General features: G+C 41.7%; 21 protein-coding genes and 3 pseudogenes. 21 read left to right on the plus strand and 3 right to left on the minus strand.

The window, feature by feature from the left end; all coding sequences use genetic code 11:
* Window positions 1-261: 261 nt before the first annotated feature.
* The 3 genes from AC0L6R_RS06175 to AC0L6R_RS06185 form a co-directional block, all read right to left on the minus strand.
* Complete coding sequence (locus AC0L6R_RS06175; protein ID WP_473270409.1) at window positions 262-1,290, minus strand: hypothetical protein; 1,029 nt, start codon at window positions 1,288-1,290, stop codon at window positions 262-264.
* Window positions 1,291-1,550: 260 nt separating this feature from the next.
* Complete coding sequence (locus tag AC0L6R_RS06180; RefSeq protein WP_473270410.1) at window positions 1,551-1,943, minus strand: TlpA disulfide reductase family protein; 393 nt, start codon at window positions 1,941-1,943, stop codon at window positions 1,551-1,553.
* Window positions 1,944-2,022: 79 nt separating this feature from the next.
* Window positions 2,023-2,241: a DUF3820 family protein gene (locus AC0L6R_RS06185; protein ID WP_283413622.1), complete on the minus strand. Its 219-nt coding sequence runs from the start codon at window positions 2,239-2,241 to the stop codon at window positions 2,023-2,025.
* Window positions 2,242-2,374: 133 nt separating this feature from the next.
* Between AC0L6R_RS06185 and AC0L6R_RS06190 the strand changes: the two genes are divergently transcribed.
* The 21 genes and pseudogenes from AC0L6R_RS06190 to AC0L6R_RS06290 all read left to right on the plus strand — a co-directional run bounded on the left by AC0L6R_RS06190 (window position 2,375) and on the right by AC0L6R_RS06290 (window position 21,039).
* Entirely contained in the window at window positions 2,375-2,860 is a 486-nt protein-coding gene (locus AC0L6R_RS06190) for a hypothetical protein (protein WP_473270411.1), read from the plus strand.
* 161 nt (window positions 2,861-3,021) lie between these two features.
* A pseudogene (locus tag AC0L6R_RS06195) lies at window positions 3,022-3,278 on the plus strand (PH domain-containing protein).
* On the plus strand, window positions 3,256-3,399 hold the full coding sequence (locus AC0L6R_RS06200; RefSeq protein ID WP_473270476.1) for a PH domain-containing protein: 144 nt from the start codon (window positions 3,256-3,258) through the stop codon (window positions 3,397-3,399). The pseudogene AC0L6R_RS06195 and the gene AC0L6R_RS06200 overlap by 23 nt, the downstream one beginning before the upstream one ends.
* A gap of 1,208 nt (window positions 3,400-4,607) precedes the next feature.
* Window positions 4,608-4,877 (plus strand): hypothetical protein, encoded by a 270-nt coding sequence (locus tag AC0L6R_RS06205; RefSeq protein ID WP_473270412.1) that lies wholly within the window; start codon window positions 4,608-4,610, stop codon window positions 4,875-4,877.
* The gene (locus tag AC0L6R_RS06210) at window positions 4,861-5,397 is read left to right on the plus strand and encodes a hypothetical protein (protein WP_473270413.1); all 537 of its coding nucleotides are present in this window, start codon (window positions 4,861-4,863) and stop codon (window positions 5,395-5,397) included. The genes AC0L6R_RS06205 and AC0L6R_RS06210 overlap by 17 nt, the downstream gene beginning before the upstream one ends.
* A 584-nt stretch (window positions 5,398-5,981) precedes the next feature.
* Complete coding sequence (locus tag AC0L6R_RS06215) at window positions 5,982-6,749, plus strand: hypothetical protein (protein ID WP_473270414.1); 768 nt, start codon at window positions 5,982-5,984, stop codon at window positions 6,747-6,749.
* 35 nt (window positions 6,750-6,784) lie between these two features.
* Window positions 6,785-7,027, plus strand: coding sequence for a hypothetical protein (locus AC0L6R_RS06220; RefSeq protein ID WP_473270415.1), 243 nt, complete (start codon window positions 6,785-6,787; stop codon window positions 7,025-7,027).
* Between the two features lie 38 nt (window positions 7,028-7,065).
* A complete protein-coding gene (locus AC0L6R_RS06225) occupies window positions 7,066-7,773 on the plus strand; it encodes an outer membrane beta-barrel protein (RefSeq protein WP_473270416.1) in 708 nt (235 codons plus the stop codon).
* 199 nt (window positions 7,774-7,972) lie between these two features.
* Window positions 7,973-8,473, plus strand: coding sequence for a hypothetical protein (locus AC0L6R_RS06230; protein ID WP_473270417.1), 501 nt, complete (start codon window positions 7,973-7,975; stop codon window positions 8,471-8,473).
* Between the two features lie 113 nt (window positions 8,474-8,586).
* Complete coding sequence (locus AC0L6R_RS06235) at window positions 8,587-9,741, plus strand: BamA/TamA family outer membrane protein (RefSeq protein ID WP_473270418.1); 1,155 nt, start codon at window positions 8,587-8,589, stop codon at window positions 9,739-9,741.
* A gap of 217 nt (window positions 9,742-9,958) precedes the next feature.
* Window positions 9,959-11,023: an HAD family hydrolase gene (locus tag AC0L6R_RS06240; RefSeq protein WP_473270419.1), complete on the plus strand. Its 1,065-nt coding sequence runs from the start codon at window positions 9,959-9,961 to the stop codon at window positions 11,021-11,023.
* A 184-nt stretch (window positions 11,024-11,207) separates the two neighbouring features.
* A complete protein-coding gene (locus tag AC0L6R_RS06245) occupies window positions 11,208-11,534 on the plus strand; it encodes a sulfatase-like hydrolase/transferase (protein ID WP_473270420.1) in 327 nt (108 codons plus the stop codon).
* Entirely contained in the window at window positions 11,522-12,829 is a 1,308-nt protein-coding gene (locus AC0L6R_RS06250; protein WP_473270477.1) for a sulfatase-like hydrolase/transferase, read from the plus strand. The genes AC0L6R_RS06245 and AC0L6R_RS06250 overlap by 13 nt, the downstream gene beginning before the upstream one ends.
* Window positions 12,830-13,295: 466 nt before the next feature.
* The gene (locus AC0L6R_RS06255) at window positions 13,296-14,825 is read left to right on the plus strand and encodes an arylsulfatase (protein ID WP_473270421.1); all 1,530 of its coding nucleotides are present in this window, start codon (window positions 13,296-13,298) and stop codon (window positions 14,823-14,825) included.
* 287 nt (window positions 14,826-15,112) lie between these two features.
* A pseudogene (locus AC0L6R_RS06260) lies at window positions 15,113-15,208 on the plus strand (AAA family ATPase); the annotation flags it as partial.
* Window positions 15,185-16,040 (plus strand): annotated as a pseudogene (locus AC0L6R_RS06265) (AAA family ATPase). The pseudogenes AC0L6R_RS06260 and AC0L6R_RS06265, both read left to right, overlap by 24 nt.
* A 98-nt stretch (window positions 16,041-16,138) precedes the next feature.
* Window positions 16,139-17,074: a DUF58 domain-containing protein gene (locus AC0L6R_RS06270; protein ID WP_473270422.1), complete on the plus strand. Its 936-nt coding sequence runs from the start codon at window positions 16,139-16,141 to the stop codon at window positions 17,072-17,074.
* Window positions 17,071-17,565 carry a DUF4381 domain-containing protein gene (locus AC0L6R_RS06275; RefSeq protein WP_473270423.1) on the plus strand — a complete coding sequence of 165 codons (495 nt, stop codon included), beginning with the start codon at window positions 17,071-17,073 and terminating at the stop codon, window positions 17,563-17,565. The genes AC0L6R_RS06270 and AC0L6R_RS06275 overlap by 4 nt, the downstream gene beginning before the upstream one ends.
* The gene (locus tag AC0L6R_RS06280) at window positions 17,555-18,568 is read left to right on the plus strand and encodes a VWA domain-containing protein (RefSeq protein WP_473270424.1); all 1,014 of its coding nucleotides are present in this window, start codon (window positions 17,555-17,557) and stop codon (window positions 18,566-18,568) included. Before AC0L6R_RS06275 ends, AC0L6R_RS06280 begins: the two co-directional genes overlap by 11 nt.
* Complete coding sequence (locus AC0L6R_RS06285) at window positions 18,558-20,297, plus strand: vWA domain-containing protein (RefSeq protein WP_473270425.1); 1,740 nt, start codon at window positions 18,558-18,560, stop codon at window positions 20,295-20,297. Before AC0L6R_RS06280 ends, AC0L6R_RS06285 begins: the two co-directional genes overlap by 11 nt.
* Entirely contained in the window at window positions 20,281-21,039 is a 759-nt protein-coding gene (locus tag AC0L6R_RS06290) for a hypothetical protein (RefSeq protein WP_473270426.1), read from the plus strand. The genes AC0L6R_RS06285 and AC0L6R_RS06290 overlap by 17 nt, the downstream gene beginning before the upstream one ends.
* Window positions 21,040-21,076 lie beyond the last annotated feature (37 nt).

The raw sequence follows: 21,076 nt of genomic DNA on the forward strand, positions 1-21,076 counted from the left end.
AATTTGTTCAAAATTATAATTGAGGTCACTTCGGTCTTCGGTCATCGGTCTTCCGACCAGTTAAGCAAAGAATCTAAGGCAACTGGCATCATTGCGGATAATCATAATAAAGAATTATAAAAAGGCTGTTTCAGTGATTGATATGCCCTCAAAAAGTTAAATACTTATTGGGGCTAGTTCAGTAAGGAGACAGCCTTTTGTTTTACTCTATTCGAACATTCTTGTTACGGCCCCAGTTACTCAAAAGCATTTCTAGCCATACTAGCTGACTTTACCTGAGTAATTTCTTCTGAAATTTCCGTCCAGGCTGAAGTAAATTTTTTCCCCAGATACTTCCAATTGTGGAAATCCACTTTTTCGGGCTGCATTCATCTCGGTAATTACCATTGATTTGGTCAAACCTGAATCGGTGACTTTAGCGGCTTTAAGATAAGTCACCTCATTTTCAGTTTCCATCCAAGTGAGGACCGCTGAATGATCATCCAAAAGCGCCACGTCCACTCTACCTAATACAAACTCACCACCTACGTGGATAGGTTTGCTAAAGGTTTCTCCAGAATCACTGGAAAAAGCAATATTTACCTTTGGCTCATCATTCACTCCCGTAAACCAGGCAACCACAACTGTTTTACCTTCTGCATCCACCTTTGGACCATTCACCGGACAGCCGTTAATCTCCCAATTATCAGAATGCACTAGCTGAGGTGAAGTCCAGCTACTATTAGCAAAACGTGTAATCGCGATGTCCCGAACCTCTGAAGCTGATCTATCCCGGTAAACTATGATAGGCCCCTTCTCCGTCATAGCTGTGGAGGTCTGACAGCAATCACATGTTCTCGCATCTAGCATAACTTCATCTGTGATGCTTCCATATAGATTAACAGTAGCTGCTCGTAGAGACATAGCACCGCCGTGGCTACTGTGATCGTGTCCCGCTGGTTCTCCCGTATTTCTTCCATCCAGCCAAGTGACAAAGAATGATTCAGTTCCATAAGGCACAGCAGAAACAAAACCATGTTCTGTAAAAGTAGAGTCAGTATGAAGCGGCAAGCTTGTTTTCCACTCCAAATTGTCCCTCTCCAAAAGATTCAGCTTTACGTCATAGGAATATTTGCCTCCGGAAGATCTTTGAAGAATATGCGTGAGTAAATTCCCGTTGTTTTCAGTGATTGCTGGGAAATCTGCCCAGTTCAAAAACCAGTCTTTTCCTTGAGCTATTGGTTTTGGCTCCTGCCAGACCTCCTCTTCCAACCTGGTATAACGAAGCTGGGCAGTGGAGTCATCTAGCATTTTGACCCAGTGATATTATGGGACCATCAGAGCCTGCAAAAAGATAAGGAAGAGAAGTATGCTTGCTATCAGGAAAAGAAATGAATTCTAGAACTGGCATTTCTGCCGGCGTTTGGGCACATGAAAATAAAGTTGCTAAGATTATTCCCAGTGCGGTATTTTTGAGAAACTTCATTTAGTGAAGGGTTAGTATTTGCTGTATTTCCTGCTCTGAATCCCAGTCTATTCGCCCGGATTTGCTGAAGACCTTTTCACCCTGTTCATTGAAAATAAAGGTGGCAGGAAGTGCATGAATTTTCAAATTCGAAAGAGGATCTGTATACCCTGGCAGCCTCCAAGTAGATTTTCTTTTTTCCTAAATAATAGGTGATTTCTTCAGGTGATTCTTCAGAAACCAGTAGAATCCTAAACTTATTCTTTTCTAAATTATCCTGAGCTCGTACCAATGCCGGCAATTCCTCCAGACAGGGCTTGCACCAAGTTGCCCAAAAATGCACCAGCAATCTTTTATTACCTGAGCCAGACTCCTGAATTGGATTGCCATCCATGTCCTCTAGATTAGCCATCAGCTCTGCGACTTCTTCAGAAGAATTCTTTTGGCAATTTGTAAGAGTCAGAGCTAGGCAGGCAAATATGAATAGGGGACGTAGCAAGATGTTATGATTTGATCGGATGTCTATTCAAGACTAGATATTTTCTTGATGGTTTGCAAGGTTAGAGAGATCCGGTGGATTAAGCATATCGCTTTTTTAGTTCCGCAAGAATTCCTTCCAATCCATTGAGTCGGATTTCATAAAGGGTGTGCAGCCACATACCTAGTTTGCCTTCTGGAAATCCTTGGCCGTACATCCATACCAAGTAGTGTTCTGGTACATCGCATAGTAATCTGCCTTTATACTTTCCATAAGGCATTTTTTTAGTCACCAGATCAATAAGGATTTGTTGGTCCATGGGGCAAAGGTATAAGGAATTTGATCCAGCCTTACTGCTTATTTCTTCTTCTTACATTCTTTTTTCTAGGAATCGCATTTGATTTATTATGAAATTAGTTTAGCTTTTCAGCTTAAATCCAGCTGATTTATTTATGAAAACAAGTTTACTTATTCTTTCTTTTCTAATCCTTTCGTTTACTGCTTCCTTTGGGCAGGTTGCTAAAGATTCCATCACGATTAGGAAAAGTTTTTGGGGGTATAAATTTTATCAGGGAGACACAAGGGTACAACTTGGAGACTTAGTGAATATCATGCAAACAAACCAAGAAGCTTACAAATCAATAAAGTCCGCACAGTCCAACTATACCCTGGCATCAGTCATTGGTTTTGCGGGAGGGTTTATGGTTGGCTGGCCTATAGGAGCAGCTGTGGCAGGCGGTGAGCCAAACTGGGCACTCGCAGGTATAGGCGCAGGATTGCTTGTTGCAACCATCCCAATTACAAATAGCTTTGTCAAAAAATCCAGATTTGCTGTAGATACTTACAATAGAAGAGCTCCTGCAAGTTCCGTCTGGGATAGAACTAAACTAAACCTGTCCTTTTCAGCAACTGGAGTAGGACTTTCGCTCAATTTCTAGATGTGCCAGCTATAAAATCTTTAGCTTACAGCTACCATTTCTAAGAGTGTATTCAAATTATCAGGACTTTGAACAGTAGAGCGGTGAAATTAAGTCTACTGGCCTAAGTGCTTATTATCACAACATTCAATTTGATCAATTAACCAACTCAACTTTAAATCATGGGATTATTCAATAAAATATTAGGCAATGCCAGCGAAGTATCTGTTGAGCAACTGAGCAAGGATTTCGGAAGATTGCTAGCAGAAGGAGAGCAGATTGAACTTGGATTCAAGCTTATTCGGGATACGTTCATGTTTACTGATAAGCGTCTTATTTTGATGATGTGCAGGGACTAACAGGAAGCAAGGTGGAGTACAAGTCCATGCCTTATAAGAGTATTTCCAGGCTTTTCACTGGAAACCGCTGGCACCTTTGATTTGGATGCGGAGCTGAAGATCTGGATTTCGAGTGAAGACACGCCTTCGGTCAGCAAGCGCTTCAATAAAAGCATTGATGTCTATGAAGTGCAACGATATCTGGCTTCAAAAGTGATGTAATGCTCGCAACTGAATGCCCTAGCGTTATTTGAGGTATTCACTTTACCATTTCTTCTTCAAGCCTTTTAGTTATTGAAATCGAAGATCCCGAATTCGTTTGCCCGAGCTGAACCGAATCGGCAGGGAAGCGATTCGGGAACAACCAATTTACTACTTATCTCTTATCTATATCTGGAGCAGGATCGATCACCTTCTCTCTTCAGAGCGAGTCACGAGAATCGGGATGAAGAGGGGCGTAAGGTAGGAAGGCCAATTGCAAATTGGTAAGAATATTAGGGTGGAATTAGAAATCCCACCCAGTCAAAAAGACTATTCGACTACACCCAGACGGGGGAATCCTGTATGCCCGGCTGTCAATCTATCTGGTGTACTCTTGGGTGATCCATCTTATGGTAGTGTTTCATTTATATCAAGCCAGTACTATCTCCCTTGATGCTCCCTTAATCCTCCCTTGCAGTTCCCTTACGTCTCCCAGTGATTTAGGGAAGTTCAAAGGAGAAGCTAGGGCGGAGCAGTGGTGAATGGTAAGCTTTGGTAAGGCTTCAAGTCGACCTTTCTACGATGCTACTCCGATGGTATATCGAAGAAGCTATGTTTTTAAACCCGACATGTTTGAAGTTAAAGTCAAGTTGAAATCCGTAAATGGATGCTATATCTGAGAGTTTAATCTAGCTATTGATATTCTGATATATTACTCTGCTTTCTGTTTTTACTAATAATGAAACGAGGGCCCCTGATATTTTTACAGCATGTTTTTGAGAAGACTGATGGTCAATAGAACAGTAACAATAGTAGCCTTTACCCAGCTTTTCCCGACAGGAATTATTTCCGTTTTCTGTATTATTCAAATAATTTTAAGAGAGGGTGTTCTGTAGACTTGAAACTTGGAGTAAAAAATTGGTGGGGTAACTTTTCAAAGCGCGATTAAATACCAAATAAAAATCAGGGAAGGGGAGATTGGGTAAAAATTTAATTTGATTATCCGCAATGATGCCATTTGCCTTAGATTCTTTGCTTATCTGGTCGGAAGACCGATGACCGAAGACTCCCGCATTGGCGGGACAGGCTGAAGTAACCTCAATTATAATTTTGAACAAATTCTAGATTGCTTTTCCCTCTTTACTGGTAGAAAAGCGGATATACATAAAATTAAATTTTTATTTTGTTAAAATATAGTTAGATCTTTTTTGATACCTAAGAAACAACAGATGAAAAAAACACTACTCTCTGCACTGATTTTTACCTTCGGAATCAGTGCTTCTTTCGCACAAGACGATGCTGCAGAACTTGCCAAGAAACTAGCCAACCCTATCGCGTCCTTGATATCTGTTCCTTTTCAGAACAATACAGATTATGGGATAGGTGATTTCAAAGGCAGCCGCAACACTATGAATATCCAGCCAGTGATACCAATTTCGATGAGTAAGGACTGGAATATGATCACAAGAATAGTGATTCCTGGTGGTCACACAATATAATATCACTTCTCCGGGAGAGAAGCAATCAGGTCTTGGAGACGCAGTGATGTCTGCCTTTTTTTCACCAAAAAACTCTGAAAAATTGACTTGGGGTGTAGGGCCTGCCTTGCTTTTGCCTATAGGAACGAATGATTATCTGACCACCAAGAAATTCGGAATGGGACCAACCGCTATAGCGCTGAAACAGGTAAATGGCTGGACTGTTGGTGGCTTGATCAACCAACTTTGGTCGGTTGCTGGAAAAGAAGATAGGCCTGACGTAAGCCAGATGTTTGTTCAGCCTTTTGTGAATTATAACTGGAAATCCGGCGCAGGAATAGGAGGTAACTTGGAGTGGACGCAAAATTGGAAAGCCTCAACTGCTATAGTATGGTTGAATCCGACCATTTCTGCGGTGACCAGTCTGGGTAAGCAGAAAACTCAATTTGTGGTAGGTCCTAGATTAAATCTGGCCTCTCCTGAGGGGGGCAAAGCTGATTGGGGATGGAGAGCTGTAGTAATCTTTCTGTTTCCAAAGTAATGTGATTAGTATCAGCTATTAAGCGATTGCAGTCATCCCGCTGGCCTTACCCTATTTATCCTTGTCGAATAACTTATTGGACAGCCTCAGAGAGCGGCGTATAGTATGCTTTCATTCGACTTTACGCCAATTTTTTATCGATTCAACTTCGATCTTTCTACGATAGTGTATCGAAGGAGCATCGAAGGAGCATCGAAGAAGCATCGGAGAAGCATCGAATAAGCTACTGATTTGCCGACTTTAAATTCTTACTAAAACCAAGCAGCAAAGGGGATAAGGGAATACCTCTGAGTGCCTTAGATTAGTCGTTATAGGTGTATACTCTTTTGGAAGAAAGTTCAGTTATCAATTAGGGAGTATCTGATAGGATTTTAGATCAAATTGGTTGAGCTAGCTATGCTAAAATCCATATCTAAAATTAGAAAAATCGGAATATTGAGGTAATTCTAGTACATAGTGCCCCGTAGTAAATGCGAATAATCACCCTTTTTTGATTTTAATCGCTTAATTTTTAGTCAGTACTCTGATTTTAATCTAATTTTATCTAGACATTTTCACACCAGCTAGTTACCTAACCTTTGGCTATGAAGAATTTTAAGCTCTACCAACTATCACTTTTACTTTTGCTTTGCGCATATTTTTCTCTCTCCAAGAGTTATGCCCAGGGCGCCCAGAAGATTTTCAATCCCCTTTATGAGGAGTATTTCGACAGTCTGAAGAATATGGATTATCCCTATGTATTTCCTATCCTAGGTGCAGGGGCGGCCAAGCGAGGGTACGATCTTCCTTATGCATGGGGAGCCAGTGCGATCTATTTTACACAGCAACAACAGATTTTGATAGAAAGCACTTCTGTAGGAATCGGAGGCTCTGATCTGGTTGATATCAGTCAATTTATCAAGTTTGGTCCTACCATAGCTACCACAAATGCCTATTCCTTCCGACCGGATGTTTGGGTGCTTCCTTTTCTGAATGTTTATGGAATAATCGGAGGCGGTACTACAAGTACAGAAGTGACACTTCTTGATCCCTTCGGTTTTCAAACCAAGCAGAATTTCGCAGTTAGCAGCTACGGTCTAGGCGCTACATTGACTGCAGCAGCAGGACCAGTCTGGTTTGCCTGGGATAATAATTACAATTTTGCGGATATAGAAGTGGTGGTAGAGCCTGTTCCAGCCTTCAACAGTAGTTTTAGAGTTGGGCATACCATTCCATCCATCTCCAATCCCCAGCGAAATCTGTCCGTGTGGGCCGGAACGTTCTTTCAAGTGATCCAAAATGATACCCAAGGAAGCATCCCTGTCTCGAACTTGGTTCCAGGTGAGGAGACGGGGCAGCAAGAGACAGACTAAATGAGTGGGCTGAGGGACTGCCGCCAGCCCAGCGAGTGGTCGCTAAACAGATTATTGACAAAATTGAAGATGCTGCAGCGGGAATTGATGGGAGTGCCTTGATAGAATATAAGCTGGATAAAAAAGTCGCGGCACCATTTAACCTGATTTTAGGAGCTCAGTATCAATTTGATAAACGATGGATGCTTAGGTCTGAATTAGGAGTTTTTGGGAAAAGAAGCCAGTTTTTGTTGAATCTTAACTATAGATTCCCAGGCTTTTTCAAAAAGAAATCCTAGCATCTATAACTCCTGATTTGTTTTACTAATTATTGCTTATGAAGAAGCGCTTTAAATTTTGTTTGTTTTTTGGACTCTGCATGGCTGTGGCTACGGTCTCACAGGGGCAGGTGATAATGAGTTTGATTTTTGGAGACAAGCTAAATAATGAAGACAATCTCTTTGGGATTCATTTGGACTATAGCTGGAACAACATGTCTATGTCAGGAGCACAGGATCCCTTGAAATCATTTAACCTAGGCTTGTTCTATACGCACAAGTTTGATGAAAATTGGCATCTGAATTTAGATCTCATGGCAAAGTACCAAAGAGGAGCGGCAGGAATAGCGGCTTATGACTTAGAAGACCCAAGCCTCAATGGGTTTTATGCCGATTCGGAAGTGACACGGAAAATTAATTACTTCAGTATTCCTGCTACCATGCGCTATGCGTTTCAGGGAACTTACTTTGTAGAATTAGGCCCACAGATTTCTTTTAGGCTGAAGGCTACGGATGTTTTTGAAGCAGCTCTAACCCAAGGCGATCTGGAGTTGGATGTAGATATCAGAGATCAGGTTCAGAGATTTGATTTTGGGTTTGCCACCGGCATTGGCATGTATATAGGAAAAGACAAGGTCAACGCCTTCGGACTTCGTTATCAGGGAGGTTTATCTGATGCGATGAAAAATCTGGCAGGAAAGCAAAACCATAGTCAGCTCGCGATTTATGCAAATCTTCCGATAGGCAGAGGGAAGACAGATAAGTAAGTTGAGAAATAGGTTTAGATCTACAATAGTTGATTTAGAAAACTAGCCATTAGATTTTAATTTTGCATTTCATTGATTCAGTAAGATTGATTTTTAAAGACTTAAAAGCTATTTGAAATGAAGTCCAACCTGCATGAGGCAGACAAGCAGGCTAAAAGGGACACACATTGGGATGACCTTTGAAACAAACTATAAACACATGAAAAACATCAGAATTTTTACGATGCTACTAGGCATGCTTTTATCTACCACAATTTGTATGGCTCAGGAAGAATTAGCTGAGATAGAACAAGAGGAACTCGAAGAGGCAGAGGGAAAGCATAGTTTGGCTTTTGTATTGTCTCATGCTCGCATAGGTCAAGGACGAGATGCAGAGGGTAACAAGCAATTCACGATGGTGCCGTCTTTTGCCTTAGACTATAATTATTGGATTAGTGAGAAGTTCGCGATGGGACTTCACACGGATTTTTTGAATGAAAATTTCTTTATAGAGACTGAAGATGAGGGTCAGCTAATCGAGCGAGAGCGTCCTATCGCTCCGGCCCTGATGGGGACATATAAACCCGGAGAGCATTGGAGTTTCGGATTGGGATTCGGAGGGGAATTTGCCAAAGGAGGTGAAACGTATTTTGTCACCCGCTTAGGGATAGAATATGGGGTAGAAATCCGTAATGGCTGGGAATGTCCATGGGGTCTTTGACTCATGATTTTCGTGCGAGCGCTTATAATGTCACCTCCATTGGTATTGGAATAGAGAAGCGATTTGGAAAATAAGGTATTGAATAGCTTTTCATTTTGTTTAAATGTATCCTAATGAGAATTAATTGTGTACTCATTTTATTGGTTTTAACGATTTGTTCTGCTCAGGCTCAAGACAAACCCGAAAAAGAGAAATTGAGCATGAAGGTGTTCAAAGACTCTATAGATGGTAAATTGGACTTAAGTGATTTTTTAATCAATTTCCATGGTTTTATACCGGTAGCACAAATTGTGACTGAACCAGCCTTTGGAGGTATTGGTGTGATGCTTACCCCAATTTTTATTAAGCCAAATAAAAATCAGGATTTAGGGAAGTATATCCCTCCAGATATTACCGCCGGCTTTGTAGGCTATACAGGCAATAAGACTTGGGGTGCCGGAGCACTTAGGATAGCCTCCCTCCCAAAGCAACATTTGAAGTATCGGCTTGGTGCTGCTTATGGGGATGTTAACATGGATTTCTTTAGAAATATACCGGTGGTAGGCGAGCAAAAGTTTGCTTTGAACTTTAATACGACCGCTGTCTTTGGCTCCATCCTTCGGCAAATTGGAAAGACTCAACTCTTCCTAGGACTAGAGTACTTATACCTTCATAATCAAGTAAGGCCTGATTTTGACTTTGCGGAGCTTCCGGATTTCTTTGATGACAAAGCGCTGGACAATAATCTGAGTAGTGTGGGGATTGCGATGGAATTTGATAAAAGAGACAATGTGTTTACCCCAAATAAAGGATTGTATATCACATCAGACTTCAGAATGAACGGCAGTTGGACAGGAAGTGACTATACCTATCAAAACTGGAGTATTGCAGCATTTAAATATATTCAATTTGCACCCAAATGGGTAAGTGGTTTACGAGCAGAAGGGAGACTTCAGTTTGACGACGCTCCATTTTACTTGAAGCCTGGGGTAGCATTGCGTGGGGTTCCAATGGCACGCTACCAAGGAGACCAGACTTACGTAGTGGAAACGGAACAACGGTATGATTTCACTAAACGCTGGAGTACAGTAGGATTCGTAGGCGCTGCCAAAGCTGTAACAAAAGAAGTTTCTTTTTCTGATGCAGATTTGGTCTATAACTATGGTACAGGATTCCGCTATCTCATCGCTCGGAAATTTGGAATAAGAACTGGAGTAGATGTGGCCTGGTCAAACGATGATTTTGGCTGGTATATCGTATTTGGTTCTGCATGGAACAATAGAAATTGAGGGCAGCTTCTCGCCTTTGTTAGCGGGCAATAAACCGCAAAATAGAGTTATAGTAACTAAAGTGCCATAATTTTCTCCCTATTTTTTCTAGAATATCAATTAAAAAAGAGTTTTATAAAACTGACCAATTCAAAATCGATACAAAATGTTCAAATTTTTAAATATTGAAGACTCCTCCCGATAGCGGGATGTCCATTGAAAAATAAATTAAAATCATATGAAGACTAACCTTTTATTTTCTGTCAGGCGAGCCAGTTTTGTTATAGCCGCCCCACTTTTCTCCCTTGTGTTTTTCTCCTGTACTGAAGCAACAGAGGAAGGTAAAAGTAATGCTACCGAGCAAGAAGAACTTTCAGGAGCCACCATGAATTTGGCCTCTTGGGAAGAAGCTCCCCGAACTCGCATTCTGGACTGGGTGGATGCCACTACCAAAGAAGGCTCTCCGGATTTTATACCGGTAGCCGATCGAATTGCAGTTTTTGATAACGATGGAACACTATGGTCTGAGCAACCTATGTATTTTCAATTGGCCTTTGCCATCGATGAGGTTAAACGAATGGCTCCTGAACATCCTGAATGGAAAAAGAATGCATCTATCGCCGCGCTGTTAGATGGAGATATGAAAGGATTCCTTTCAGGAGGCGAAAAGGCTTTATTGCAAACGGTGGCCATTACACACTCAGGCATGTCAGCAGAAGAGTTTGATTCTCATGTGAAAAACTGGATGAAAACAGCTACTCATCCCAAGACAGGAAAGCATTACAATGAAATGATCTTCCAACCTATGCTAGAATTGCTGGAATTTCTGCGTGCAAATGATTTCAAAACTTTTATAGTTTCTGGCGGTGGCATAGACTTCATGCGTGCCTGGGCCGAGGAAGCTTATGGAATTCCTCCTTACCAGGTGGTAGGTTCACAATTAGGCCTTTCTTATGTAGATTCTTTACCAGACCCTCAATTGATTAAAACTCCTGAATTATATTTTAACGATGACAAGGGAGGAAAGCCGGTAGGAATCTATAGACACATAGGGAAAAGACCGGTATTCGCTGGAGGCAATAGTGATGGCGATTATCAAATGCTTCAATACACTACCACAGGTGAAGGTTCGCGGTTCGGATTGATCGTGCATCATACAGATTCTGTTCGCGAAGTGGCTTATGACCGCGATTCCCATATTGGACAGCTAAATAAAGGCTTGGATGATGCTTCCAAATACAATTGGTTAGTGGTAGATATGCAGAAGGATTGGAAAGTCATATATCCTTACGAGCTAAAATAATCAGCTCCACTTAGCTTAGAATTATTAATTTAACAAAAGCTTCATAAGCCTGTATATGTAACTGTAAATTAATGTTTTATACTTTAACTCAATCAAGGTAAATGATGAAAAATTGAAGTATTTAAATAATTTACTCTATATTTTAATTTACCTTAGTCGACTGAAACACTTTTAATTAATTCAAATGAAAAACAAATTTTCTCTTTTCAAAACCGCAATTTTGTTTCTGGTGTTTGCACCTTTTTTGGTGGAAGCACAGGACAAGCCAAATATCGTCGTGATATGGGGTGATGATATAGGATACTGGAACGTGGGCGCTTATACTCACGGAATGATGGGGAGAACCCCAAACATTGACGGCATCGCTCGCGATGGTATGTTGTTTACAGATCATTACGGTCAGCCTAGCTGTACTGCAGGTAGAGCAGCATTTATTATGGGACAGTTGCCTATCAGAACAGGTATGACTACTATTGGTATACCTGGTTCACTCAAGGAATTCAAGCAGTAGATCCTACTCTAGCTCAAGTACTTAAAGATCAGGGTTATGCGACTGCCCAGTTTGGTAAAAATCACTTAGGTGACCGCAATGAGTTTTTACCTACCATGCACGGTTTTGATGAGTGGTTTGGTAATCTTTACCATCTAAATGCTGAAGAGGAGCCGGAAGAATTGGACTACCCAGGTCAGAAAAATCCAGCATATAAAGACAAGTTCGGCCCAAGAGGTGTATTGCATACCTACGCTACCGACAAGGATGATCCTACCGTTGATCCGAAATTCGGTAAAGTTGGTAAGCAGCGAATCGTCGATACGGGACCACTTACTCGTAAGCGTATGGAAACTATCGATGTGGAGGTTACTAATGAAACATTGAAATACTTGGATAAAGTAAGCAAAGAAGACAAGCCGTTCTTTGTTTGGTATAATACTACGGCAACACATATCTGGTCTCATAGTACCAATAAATACATCCAAGCTGCAGTGGACGAAGGTCGTGCCGAAGAAGATGTAGTTCGTGCAAAAATGATTGAGCATGATGAATTGATCGGAAAAGTGCTTCAGAAGATCAAAGACATGGGTGAAGAGGATAACACGATAGTTATTTATTCTACAGATAACGGAAATGAATTGATGTATTGGCCTGATGGTGGATATGCTCCATTCCGTGGTGAAAAAGGTACTACCTGGGAAGGTGGTCTAAGAGTACCAATGCTAGTAAAATGGCCTGATGAAATCCCAGCTGGGACTTATTCCAATGGTATTCAAAGTCACGAGGATTTGTATGTTACTCTTGCAGCAGCAGCAGGTGCTCCAAATTTGAAAGAAGAACTTTTGACAGGTAAAAAATTAGGAAATACTACCTTCAAAACGCATTTGGATGGCTATAATAATTTGGATCTATGGACAGGCAAAACTGACAAGTCGGCTCGTAGAGAATTATTCTACTATGATGAATCTGATTTGATGGCTATTAGAGTAGATGCCTGGAAAATGCACATTGGTGTGAAACATGGTGGAAACTGGTTTGACGAGAAGTCCTATCCAAGTATCCCTTACATTGTGAATCTATTGATGGACCCAATGGAGAAGATGACTCCAGATTCTGAAGAATGGGGATATATAGGTAGAAAGTTTGTTGCAGAAAAGCTCTGGGCACCTACCGCTGCAGTTCCATTCTTGGAAGCACACTTGAAATCTCTAGCAGATTACCCACCAAGTCAAGGTGGTGAGTCACTAAGTATGAAAGCATCTATCGAAAGAGCAATGAAAGCGATGGAGCAACCATCTGGTGGAGTCCATTAACAGGTAAGCAGTAAGTGTTTTCGATCTTTTGATTGAAATTCTACAGTATTTTAAAGGCAGACCCTTCTTCGGATTGAGTCTGCCTTTTTTTGCGTACAAATTTGAATGGGACATACCCGTTGTTCTATTCTTTTCTACCATCAAAAAGGGAAAAGCAATCTAGAATTTGTTCAAAATTATATATGAGGTCACTTCAGCCTGTCCCGCCAATGCGGGAGTCTTCGGTCATCGGTCTTCCGACCAGATAAGCAAAGAATCTAAGGCAACTAGCATCATTGCGGATAATCACAAAAAATTATTTTAAAACCCCTTTAAGGTTTATTTCCATCGTTTATGTACTTTTAGATGAATAGACTGTATTTTAACATAGTATTTTTTGTTAAATGGAAGTTTTAATTTAAGTTATATCCATTATTTCGATAGAGAGTAAAATTTTAAATACGAATCACTTTTAAAAATTAATAGTATGAAACACAAACTTACAATTTTCAACTCAGCTGTTCTGTTGCTGTTCTGTTTGCCTTTTTTGGCACAGGCGCAGGATAAGCCCAATATCCTCGTGATTTGGGGTGATGACATCGGGACTTGGAACATCAGTCACAACAACCGAGGTATGATGGGGTACAAGACTCCAAATATTGATAGAATCGCCAGTGAAGGCGTTTCTTTTACAGATTACTACGCGCAACAAAGTTGTACTGCAGGACGTGCTGCCTTCATTAGTGGATCCGTCCCAGTTAGACCAGGAATGACTAAAGTCGGATTACCTGGTGCTGCAGAAGGATGGCAAAAGACTGATGTGACGATGGCTTCTATATTAAAAGCGCAAGGTTATGCTACAGGTCAATTTGGTAAAAACCACCAAGGTGATCGTGATGAGCACCTTCCTACTATGCATGGGTTTGACGAATTCTTAGGTAGCCTTTACCACTTGAATGCTGAGGAAGAGCCAGAGCAACGTGACTATCCAGGTGATATGATCATGGCTAATGGCAAGACATTCAGAGAGACCTATGGTCCTCGTGGCGTATTGCATACCAAAGCTGATGGAGAAGGAGGACAAACTATCGAAAATACAGGACCACTTACCAAAAAAAGAATGGAAACCATCGATGATGAAACTGTAGCAGCGGCTAAAGACTTCATCAAACGTCAAGTTGAAGCTGGAAAGCCTTTCTTCACTTGGTGGAATGGTACCAGAATGCACTTCAGAACACACGTAAAAGAAGAGCATATCGGTATTTCTGGTCAGGATGAGTATTCTGACGGCATGGTAGAGCATGATATGCACGTAGGAGAACTTTTGGCAGTCTTGGACGAATTAGGAATAGCTGACAATACAATCGTAATGTACTCCACTGATAATGGCCCACACTACAACACTTGGCCAGATGCAGGCACAACTCCTTTCCGTTCTGAGAAAAATTCAAACTGGGAGGGTGCTTACAGAGTACCTACTTTTATCAAATGGCCAGGGCATTTCCCTGCAGGTACTACTTTGAATGGTATTGTTTCTCATGAAGATTGGTTGCCTACATTTGCTGCTGCTGCAGGAGATACGAACGTGAAAGAAAGACTTCTAGAAGGCACTACTATCAATGGTAGAAAATACCGTAACCACATAGATGGCTACAACATGCTAGATTACCTATCAGGAAAAACTGAAACTTCTCCAAGAAGAGAATTTTGGTATGTAAATGATGATGGTCAGGTCGTGGCAGCTCGATACGACGATTGGAAAGTGGTATTCCTTGAAAATAGAGGAGAAGCTTTTGGAGTGTGGAGAGAGCCATTCACAGAACTACGTGTTCCTCTATTGTTCAACCTACGTAGAGATCCTTTTGAAAAAGCACAACATAATGCTAACGTGTACGATGACTGGTTCCTAAGCCGTGCATTCGTACTTGTTCCGATCGAAGGTCTTGCAGCGAAATTCTTGATGTCAATGGAAGAATACCCACCAAGCCAAACCCCAGGGCTCTTTCAACCTTTCTAAGATTGAAGAGCAACTAAGAAAGTCTAGCGGTAGCCATTAATCGCAAAGATTTTAAATAAGTAAATAGGATAGACTATAGTCTATCCTATTTTTTTGTGGATCTCGGGAAAAGCAATCCTAAAAACTGAGGTCTACGTATTTTATAACTTTTAAATTAATTGTAATTTAAAGTCCATCGTTATTTTCTGGTTTAATAGTCCTCTTGAGGGACTACTCTGCCATTTTATACATAAACTTTTCTGCTACATATGACTCCCTTCGAAACCATACAAGAATTAAAAGAGCGAATGTCAACTTCCATCATTGGTCAGCAAGATCTGATAGAGCGTTTGATACTGGTGCTTTTGGCGGACGGAAACATGCTATTGGAAGGTCTACCTGGCTTAGCAAAAACCAGAGCGATCAAATCATTAGCTAAGGAATTGGACTGCGGACTAAGCCGGATTCAGTTTACTCCAGATCTACTTCCTTCTGATATCACTGGGACCGGAAATTTATCAGCCGGAATTAGAAGAGAAATTTGTGTTTCAAAAAGGCCCTATTTTCAGCAATTTGATTTTGGCAGATGAGATCAACCGGGCTCCCGCCAAAGTACAATCTGCCCTGCTGGAGGCGATGGAGGAGAGGCAGGTTTCTATCGCTGGAAAAACCTATAAAATGGACCCACTCTTCATGGTGATGGCAACTCAAAATCCCGTGGAGCAAGAAGGAACATATCCACTTCCGGAAGCGCAGATGGATAGATTTCTCATGCATGTAGTGATCAGTTATCCTGATGATGCATCTGAATTGGCTATTCTGAGATTGAATAGAAATGAGCAATCGCATGAACAAACGCAGGAAGAAACCCCGCTTTCGCCAGAAGTAATATTCGAAGCCAGAAAAGAAATCGCTCTGGTGAAAATAGCTGAGAGTATGGAAAAGTATATCGTGGATATAATTTCAGCTACGCGCTTTCCGGATAAATATTCCAAAGAACTGGATAGCTGGATAGATTTCGGTGCCAGTCCACGAGGTAGTATTGCCTTGGACAGAGCAGCAAGAACACATGCTTGGATGAGCGGAAATGATTTTGTGACGCCAGATAATATACGTGCCGTAGTGCATGACTGCTTGAGACACCGCTTGATTCTCAGTTATGAAGCCAATGCTGACGGAATCACTGCTGATCAGGTCTTAGACGAAGTATTGAAAGTAGTCGCAGTAGTCGGGTAGAAGTTCTTCTTTCTTGAACGGTCGGGCGTTTCTCCCGTCTCTCGTCTTCGGTCTTCCGTCCAAACTTCACACGATTCACATTCTAACTCAACAAGTCTATGTCCAACCCGAACTCCTTTCCTAAAGACGTATTCACCTCGCTCAAAGAGCTGCTGGGAATGGAGCGCCTGTCTCAATATTTTTCCTTGATTGCCAGAAAGCAGAAAGTTAAAAGTATTCTAGGAGGTAGACACCAATCCAAACTCCGAGGAAGAGGATTGGATTTTGAAGAGGTGCGACACTATGTGAAAGGCGATGATATCCGAAATATCGATTGGAAAGTCACTGCACGTACAAGAGAGACACATACTCGGGTGTTTTCGGAAGAGAAAGAGAAACCGGCCCTGATTGTGGTAGATCAATCGAACTCCATGTTTTTTGGTTCTCGAAAGCGCACCAAATCTGTGGTAGCGGCTGAATTGGCGGCTGTAGCTGCCTTTAGGGTTTTGAAACAAGGCGACCGGGTAGGTGGAGTTGTCTTTGCTGATAACGGGATTGATGTCATCCAGCCAAAAAGAGATCGAAGAAATATCCTGCGTTTTTTGGAAAAAGTGGTTACTCGGAATCATGAGTTGGTTGATTCCAAGCCAGCAAAATTTGAAGATGCGCTGAATGAGACGATTGCAAAGATTAACAACATTGTCACACACGATTATTTGGTTGTGGTGATTTCTGATTTCCGCAGGTATGACGCTACTGTCATCCGATTTATCCGCCAGATTGCCCAACACAATGATGTGGTTTTGGTGAAAGTAGTTGATCCCCTAGAACGGGAAATTCCTACTATTAAATTTGTGGCGGGAGACAGCGAAACGCAGGTAACCGTGGATGGGAAAAGCTCCAAGGTTAGAAAGAATTTCAAGACTGGCTTTGAGAATGATTACCTGGATTTTCAAACTCAAATGAGCAAGCACCGAATTCCACTTTTTTCAATTGATACAGTGAGGTCGGTAGAAGAACAATTGAAGGATATTTTCAAAAGAAACAGAAAATGATCCAAACAGACAGCACACAGATTGATTCTTTAATTCAGCAGAAGCTTGTGGTAGGCGACATGGGGTCTATTTATGAGCCACCAGCGGTAGGCTTTACTTTTGAAACTGTAGGTTGGGCAATTTTGGGAGCATTAATGATGCTTGGCGTTTTGATCGCCCTATTTTTTCTAGTCAAAAAACACATTGACAATCGCTACAGAAGAGAGGCTCTAATTACCCTGCAAGAAATTCAGTCAGGTCAAAAGGCATTTCCACAGGTTTTTGTGGTGCTAAAGCGCGTGGCAATTCAGGCTTTTGGAAGAGAGAGAGTTGGTAATCTTCACGGTAATTCCTGGCTGAGTTTTCTAGATAAAACAGGAAAAAATGTAGGCTTGCAGAAATATGAGCAGGAGATCAGTGCGGTGATCTATCAGGGCAGAATTCCTGATAGGCAGGTCCAAAAGGAAATTTTATCTCAGGCGCTAAAATGGATAAGGACACATGCCAGCTAACTTTGAAATAGCATATCTCTGGGTCTTTTTATTCCTGCCATTACCCTTTTTTGTGTATTGGATATTGCCTGCCTTACGTATCCGCAGTGCTTCATTGAGATTGCCAACCTATGAAAAAGCCTTGGATTATACTGGGGAAAAGCCCAGAAAATCCGCTTTTGTCAGACGCAGAAGCTTATTCAATTGGATAAGTTTGTTGCTGTTGTGGGGTTTAATTTTGGCTACGCTTTCTTCTCCACAGTTAGTAGGCGAACCTGAAATGAAGGTGAAAACATCCCGAAATTTTTTGATTGTCGTAGATATTTCTTTTAGCATGGCTGAAAGAGACTGGGAAATGGACGGGAAGAAGGTGAGGCGTTGGGATGCTGTGAAAGCATTAATGCATGAGTTTATCGAAAAGCGGGAAGGTGATCGTATGGGCTTGATATTTTTTGCAAGTAGCGCATACATTCAGGCACCTTTTACTTCAGATTTGGCAACAGTAGATCAGCTTTTGGAAGAGGCAGATGTGGGGATGGCTGGACAGCAGACGTTTATTGGAAAAGCTATTACAAAAGGAGTTGAGCTTTTTGAGAGGGATACGATTGAAACTAAAGTGATGCTCCTGCTGACCGACGGAGTGGATGCGGGGACAGATATTTTGCCAATGGATGCTGCTGAACTTGCACAGAAGGACTCGATTTTGATTTATACGCTTGGAATTGGAAATCCATCGGGGGCTGGTTTGGATTTGGATGAGCAAACTCTCCAGGACATAGCTGTGATGACAGGTGGGCAATATTTTTTGGCGGATGATGAGAAAAAACTGGAAGAGGTTTACACCGAACTCGATAAACTTGAACCTATAGAATATGAAGAGGAAGAAAATCGTCCAACGACCTTGTTGTATTATTATCCACTTGGAGCTGCTCTAGGATTATTGTTGCTTTTAATGTTCTTTCAGAGCGTTTTTCAGTTGATTCGAAATTCACGACAAAATAGAAAGGAGGAGTATGTTAGATGATTTATTTCCAATAGACTGGAAAGAATTCCACTTCTTAAGACCTATGTTTTTGTGGGGATTTGCCCCTGTGCTTTTGATATTGGTTACAGGCTTGCTGAGTATTCGGCAGGAAGTGACTTGGAAGGAAATGATCGCTCCACATTTGCGGGCTTTTGTGATTCAGAAGGGTAATGAGCGGGTGAAAGTATATATGCAACTTATAGGGTTTTTCGCTTTAAGTTTTGGAGTGCTAGGTTTGGCTGGGCCTACTTGGAAGAAAGTGGAAGAGCCAGGCCAAAAGTTGGAAACGCCCTTTGTGGTTATTTTGGATTTGTCTCAGAGTATGTTGGCTACCGATCTTCAGCCGAATCGTTTGGAACGCGCCAAATTCAAAATCTCCGACCTCATCGCACAAAATCCTCAGGCTAGAATGGCACTTATTGGCTTTGCCGGAACGGCACATACCATCGTGCCATTGACAAAAGACTATGCCATCATCAAAAGTCATATCGATGGACTTAATCCTGATGTGATGCCTTTTGCTGGATCTAATCTAGGAGAAGCCTTGACTCTAGCGGATACATTAATGTCCGTGACTGATGCTCCTGGAACTGTTTTAATCCTTTCTGACGATATAGAAAATGCAGAGTTTGACCTGATCCGGGATTTTGTACAAAATTCTCAGAACAGAGTGGAGCTTTTGCCTATCAATACGCTGACAGGTGCAGAGGTTCCAAATATAAATGGACGCGGAGTGATGAAAGATGAAAGCGGGAAAATAGTTGTTTCAGCCCTGAATGAAGCGATTTTGACTCAATTAAATGCTTTAGAAAGAGTCTCCGTAAATAGTTTGACACTGGATACTAGCGATGTGGAATTGATCAGCAATGCGGTGAAAAAGAATTTGATTTTCACTGACAAACCTGAAGAAAAGAAAGATGATTGGCGGGATGCGGGCTTATTTTTTATCCTCCCGATGGCGGTATTTTTACTTCTTTGGTTCAGAAAAGGATGGGTAGTTTATGGGGTGGTTTTGATGGTTTTCACTTCATGTTCTAACGTGCACACGTTTGAAGATCTCTGGTACACCAAGGATTACCAAGGCCAGAAGCTGAGTGACAAAGGCGACTTTGAAGCTGCGGCTGAGCGATTTGAAGATCCGCTTCGCAAAGGAGTTGCTTATTATAAAGCTGGTGATTATGAGGCTGCTATTCAGCAATTTAGAATTGATACTTCCGCCTATGGGGCTTATAATCTAGGATTGGCATATCTCAAAAATGGTGACATTGAGGCTGCCCGATGGGCATTTGGGGAAGCGATGGAAATGGATTCAACGATGGCTGAAGCTGCCGAAAGCCAAAAGGAGATGGATAAAATCTCCAGTGGTCAGGATGAATTGGATCTGGAGGATGCCAAGGAGGCAGAAGATGATGGGCAAGAGGAAAAGCAAGGCGATGATATAAAAAATTCGGGAGAGGAAGGTCAAGAGGAGCAAACCGTAGGCAGTAAAGAACCCACCGAAGAAGATATGGAGGCGGAAGACATTGAACAATCCGAAAACTCAAATGCCACAATGGCTAGAGAGCTTGAAGAAGTTCCTGAGGATACCGATCCTGCCGTTCAGAAAGATAACAGTAAGATGCTGATGCGTAAAGTAGATGATGATCCATCGCTGTTTTTGAAAAGGAAATTTGCCTACCAAGTGAAGAAGGATAGCATAAAACCAAAGGCGCATGAAAGGAATTGGTAACTATAGGCAGCTTTTCTTGATATTCTTACTTGCCTTCATTTCTGTTGAAGTGCAGGCTCAAAAGCTTTGGGCAGAGCTTCATATAAATCCAAGCAATCCCTATTTGGGGCAGCCTGTGGAGGTGAATATATTTATCTACTCTTCCACCTGGTTTACTACAGCTCCAGACTTGGGCAATATCAAAGTTCCGGGAGCTTTCTCCTACTATTTAAGGTCGGTTTCGGTGTCCAAACAAGAAGGAAGTCAGACCTTTGCAGGTGTCTGCAAGTTGATTTACAATATATTTCCTTACACGGACAAAGATGTAGTTTTTCCTGATTTGAATATAGCGCTGGAGTCCCCCGAGGTCGGAGATTATATAGGGAAAAAGCATGTCATCAAGGCTAAAGGGAAAACCATCAAAGTAAAGCCAATTCCATCAAAATTCTCAGAGAATGAGTGGCTCGTGGCTAATGGACTGAGTGTCTCTGAGCGTTGGTCGGGAAATAGGGCTAAGGTCAAAGTAGGTGATGTGGTGGAGCGAACAATTTCCAGAACTGTATCCGGTACAGTCTCTGAATTAATTCCCCCGATAGAATGGGATAGCATGGCAAATGTTAGCTTGTATCCTTCGCGTAGTGAGGTGTCGAATAATCCAACAAAGACTTCTATTTCTGCGTATCCAGAACAGAAAAGATGCGCTACCTCTTCGAGAAAGAAGGGGAGGTCGTCTTGCCCGAAATGGTGCTTCCACCTGGTATAAATGCCTACAGAAATCAATTGTACAAGCGAACCCTGAA

The sequence above is a fragment of the Algoriphagus sp. 10J20-15 genome (genome assembly GCF_055809615.1).

What these genes read in the sequence shown, in the direction of transcription:
- AC0L6R_RS06175 (WP_473270409.1), bottom strand. Translation starts at nt 1,290, where the DNA reads ATGCTAGATGACTCCACTGCCCAGCTTCGTTATACCAGGTTGGAAGAG.
- AC0L6R_RS06185 (WP_283413622.1), bottom strand. Translation starts at nt 2,241, where the DNA reads ATGGACCAACAAATCCTTATTGATCTGGTGACTAAAAAAATGCCTTAT.
- AC0L6R_RS06225 (WP_473270416.1), top strand. Translation starts at nt 7,066, where the DNA reads ATGAAGAAGCGCTTTAAATTTTGTTTGTTTTTTGGACTCTGCATGGCT.
- AC0L6R_RS06290 (WP_473270426.1), top strand. Translation starts at nt 20,281, where the DNA reads ATGAAAGGAATTGGTAACTATAGGCAGCTTTTCTTGATATTCTTACTT.
- AC0L6R_RS06275 (WP_473270423.1), top strand. Translation starts at nt 17,071, where the DNA reads ATGATCCAAACAGACAGCACACAGATTGATTCTTTAATTCAGCAGAAG.
- AC0L6R_RS06190 (WP_473270411.1), top strand. Translation starts at nt 2,375, where the DNA reads ATGAAAACAAGTTTACTTATTCTTTCTTTTCTAATCCTTTCGTTTACT.
- AC0L6R_RS06255 (WP_473270421.1), top strand. Translation starts at nt 13,296, where the DNA reads ATGAAACACAAACTTACAATTTTCAACTCAGCTGTTCTGTTGCTGTTC.
- AC0L6R_RS06240 (WP_473270419.1), top strand. Translation starts at nt 9,959, where the DNA reads ATGAAGACTAACCTTTTATTTTCTGTCAGGCGAGCCAGTTTTGTTATA.
- AC0L6R_RS06215 (WP_473270414.1), top strand. Translation starts at nt 5,982, where the DNA reads ATGAAGAATTTTAAGCTCTACCAACTATCACTTTTACTTTTGCTTTGC.
- AC0L6R_RS06270 (WP_473270422.1), top strand. Translation starts at nt 16,139, where the DNA reads ATGTCCAACCCGAACTCCTTTCCTAAAGACGTATTCACCTCGCTCAAA.
- AC0L6R_RS06285 (WP_473270425.1), top strand. Translation starts at nt 18,558, where the DNA reads ATGTTAGATGATTTATTTCCAATAGACTGGAAAGAATTCCACTTCTTA.
- AC0L6R_RS06280 (WP_473270424.1), top strand. Translation starts at nt 17,555, where the DNA reads ATGCCAGCTAACTTTGAAATAGCATATCTCTGGGTCTTTTTATTCCTG.
- AC0L6R_RS06245 (WP_473270420.1), top strand. Translation starts at nt 11,208, where the DNA reads ATGAAAAACAAATTTTCTCTTTTCAAAACCGCAATTTTGTTTCTGGTG.
- AC0L6R_RS06230 (WP_473270417.1), top strand. Translation starts at nt 7,973, where the DNA reads ATGAAAAACATCAGAATTTTTACGATGCTACTAGGCATGCTTTTATCT.
- AC0L6R_RS06205 (WP_473270412.1), top strand. Translation starts at nt 4,608, where the DNA reads ATGAAAAAAACACTACTCTCTGCACTGATTTTTACCTTCGGAATCAGT.
- AC0L6R_RS06235 (WP_473270418.1), top strand. Translation starts at nt 8,587, where the DNA reads ATGAGAATTAATTGTGTACTCATTTTATTGGTTTTAACGATTTGTTCT.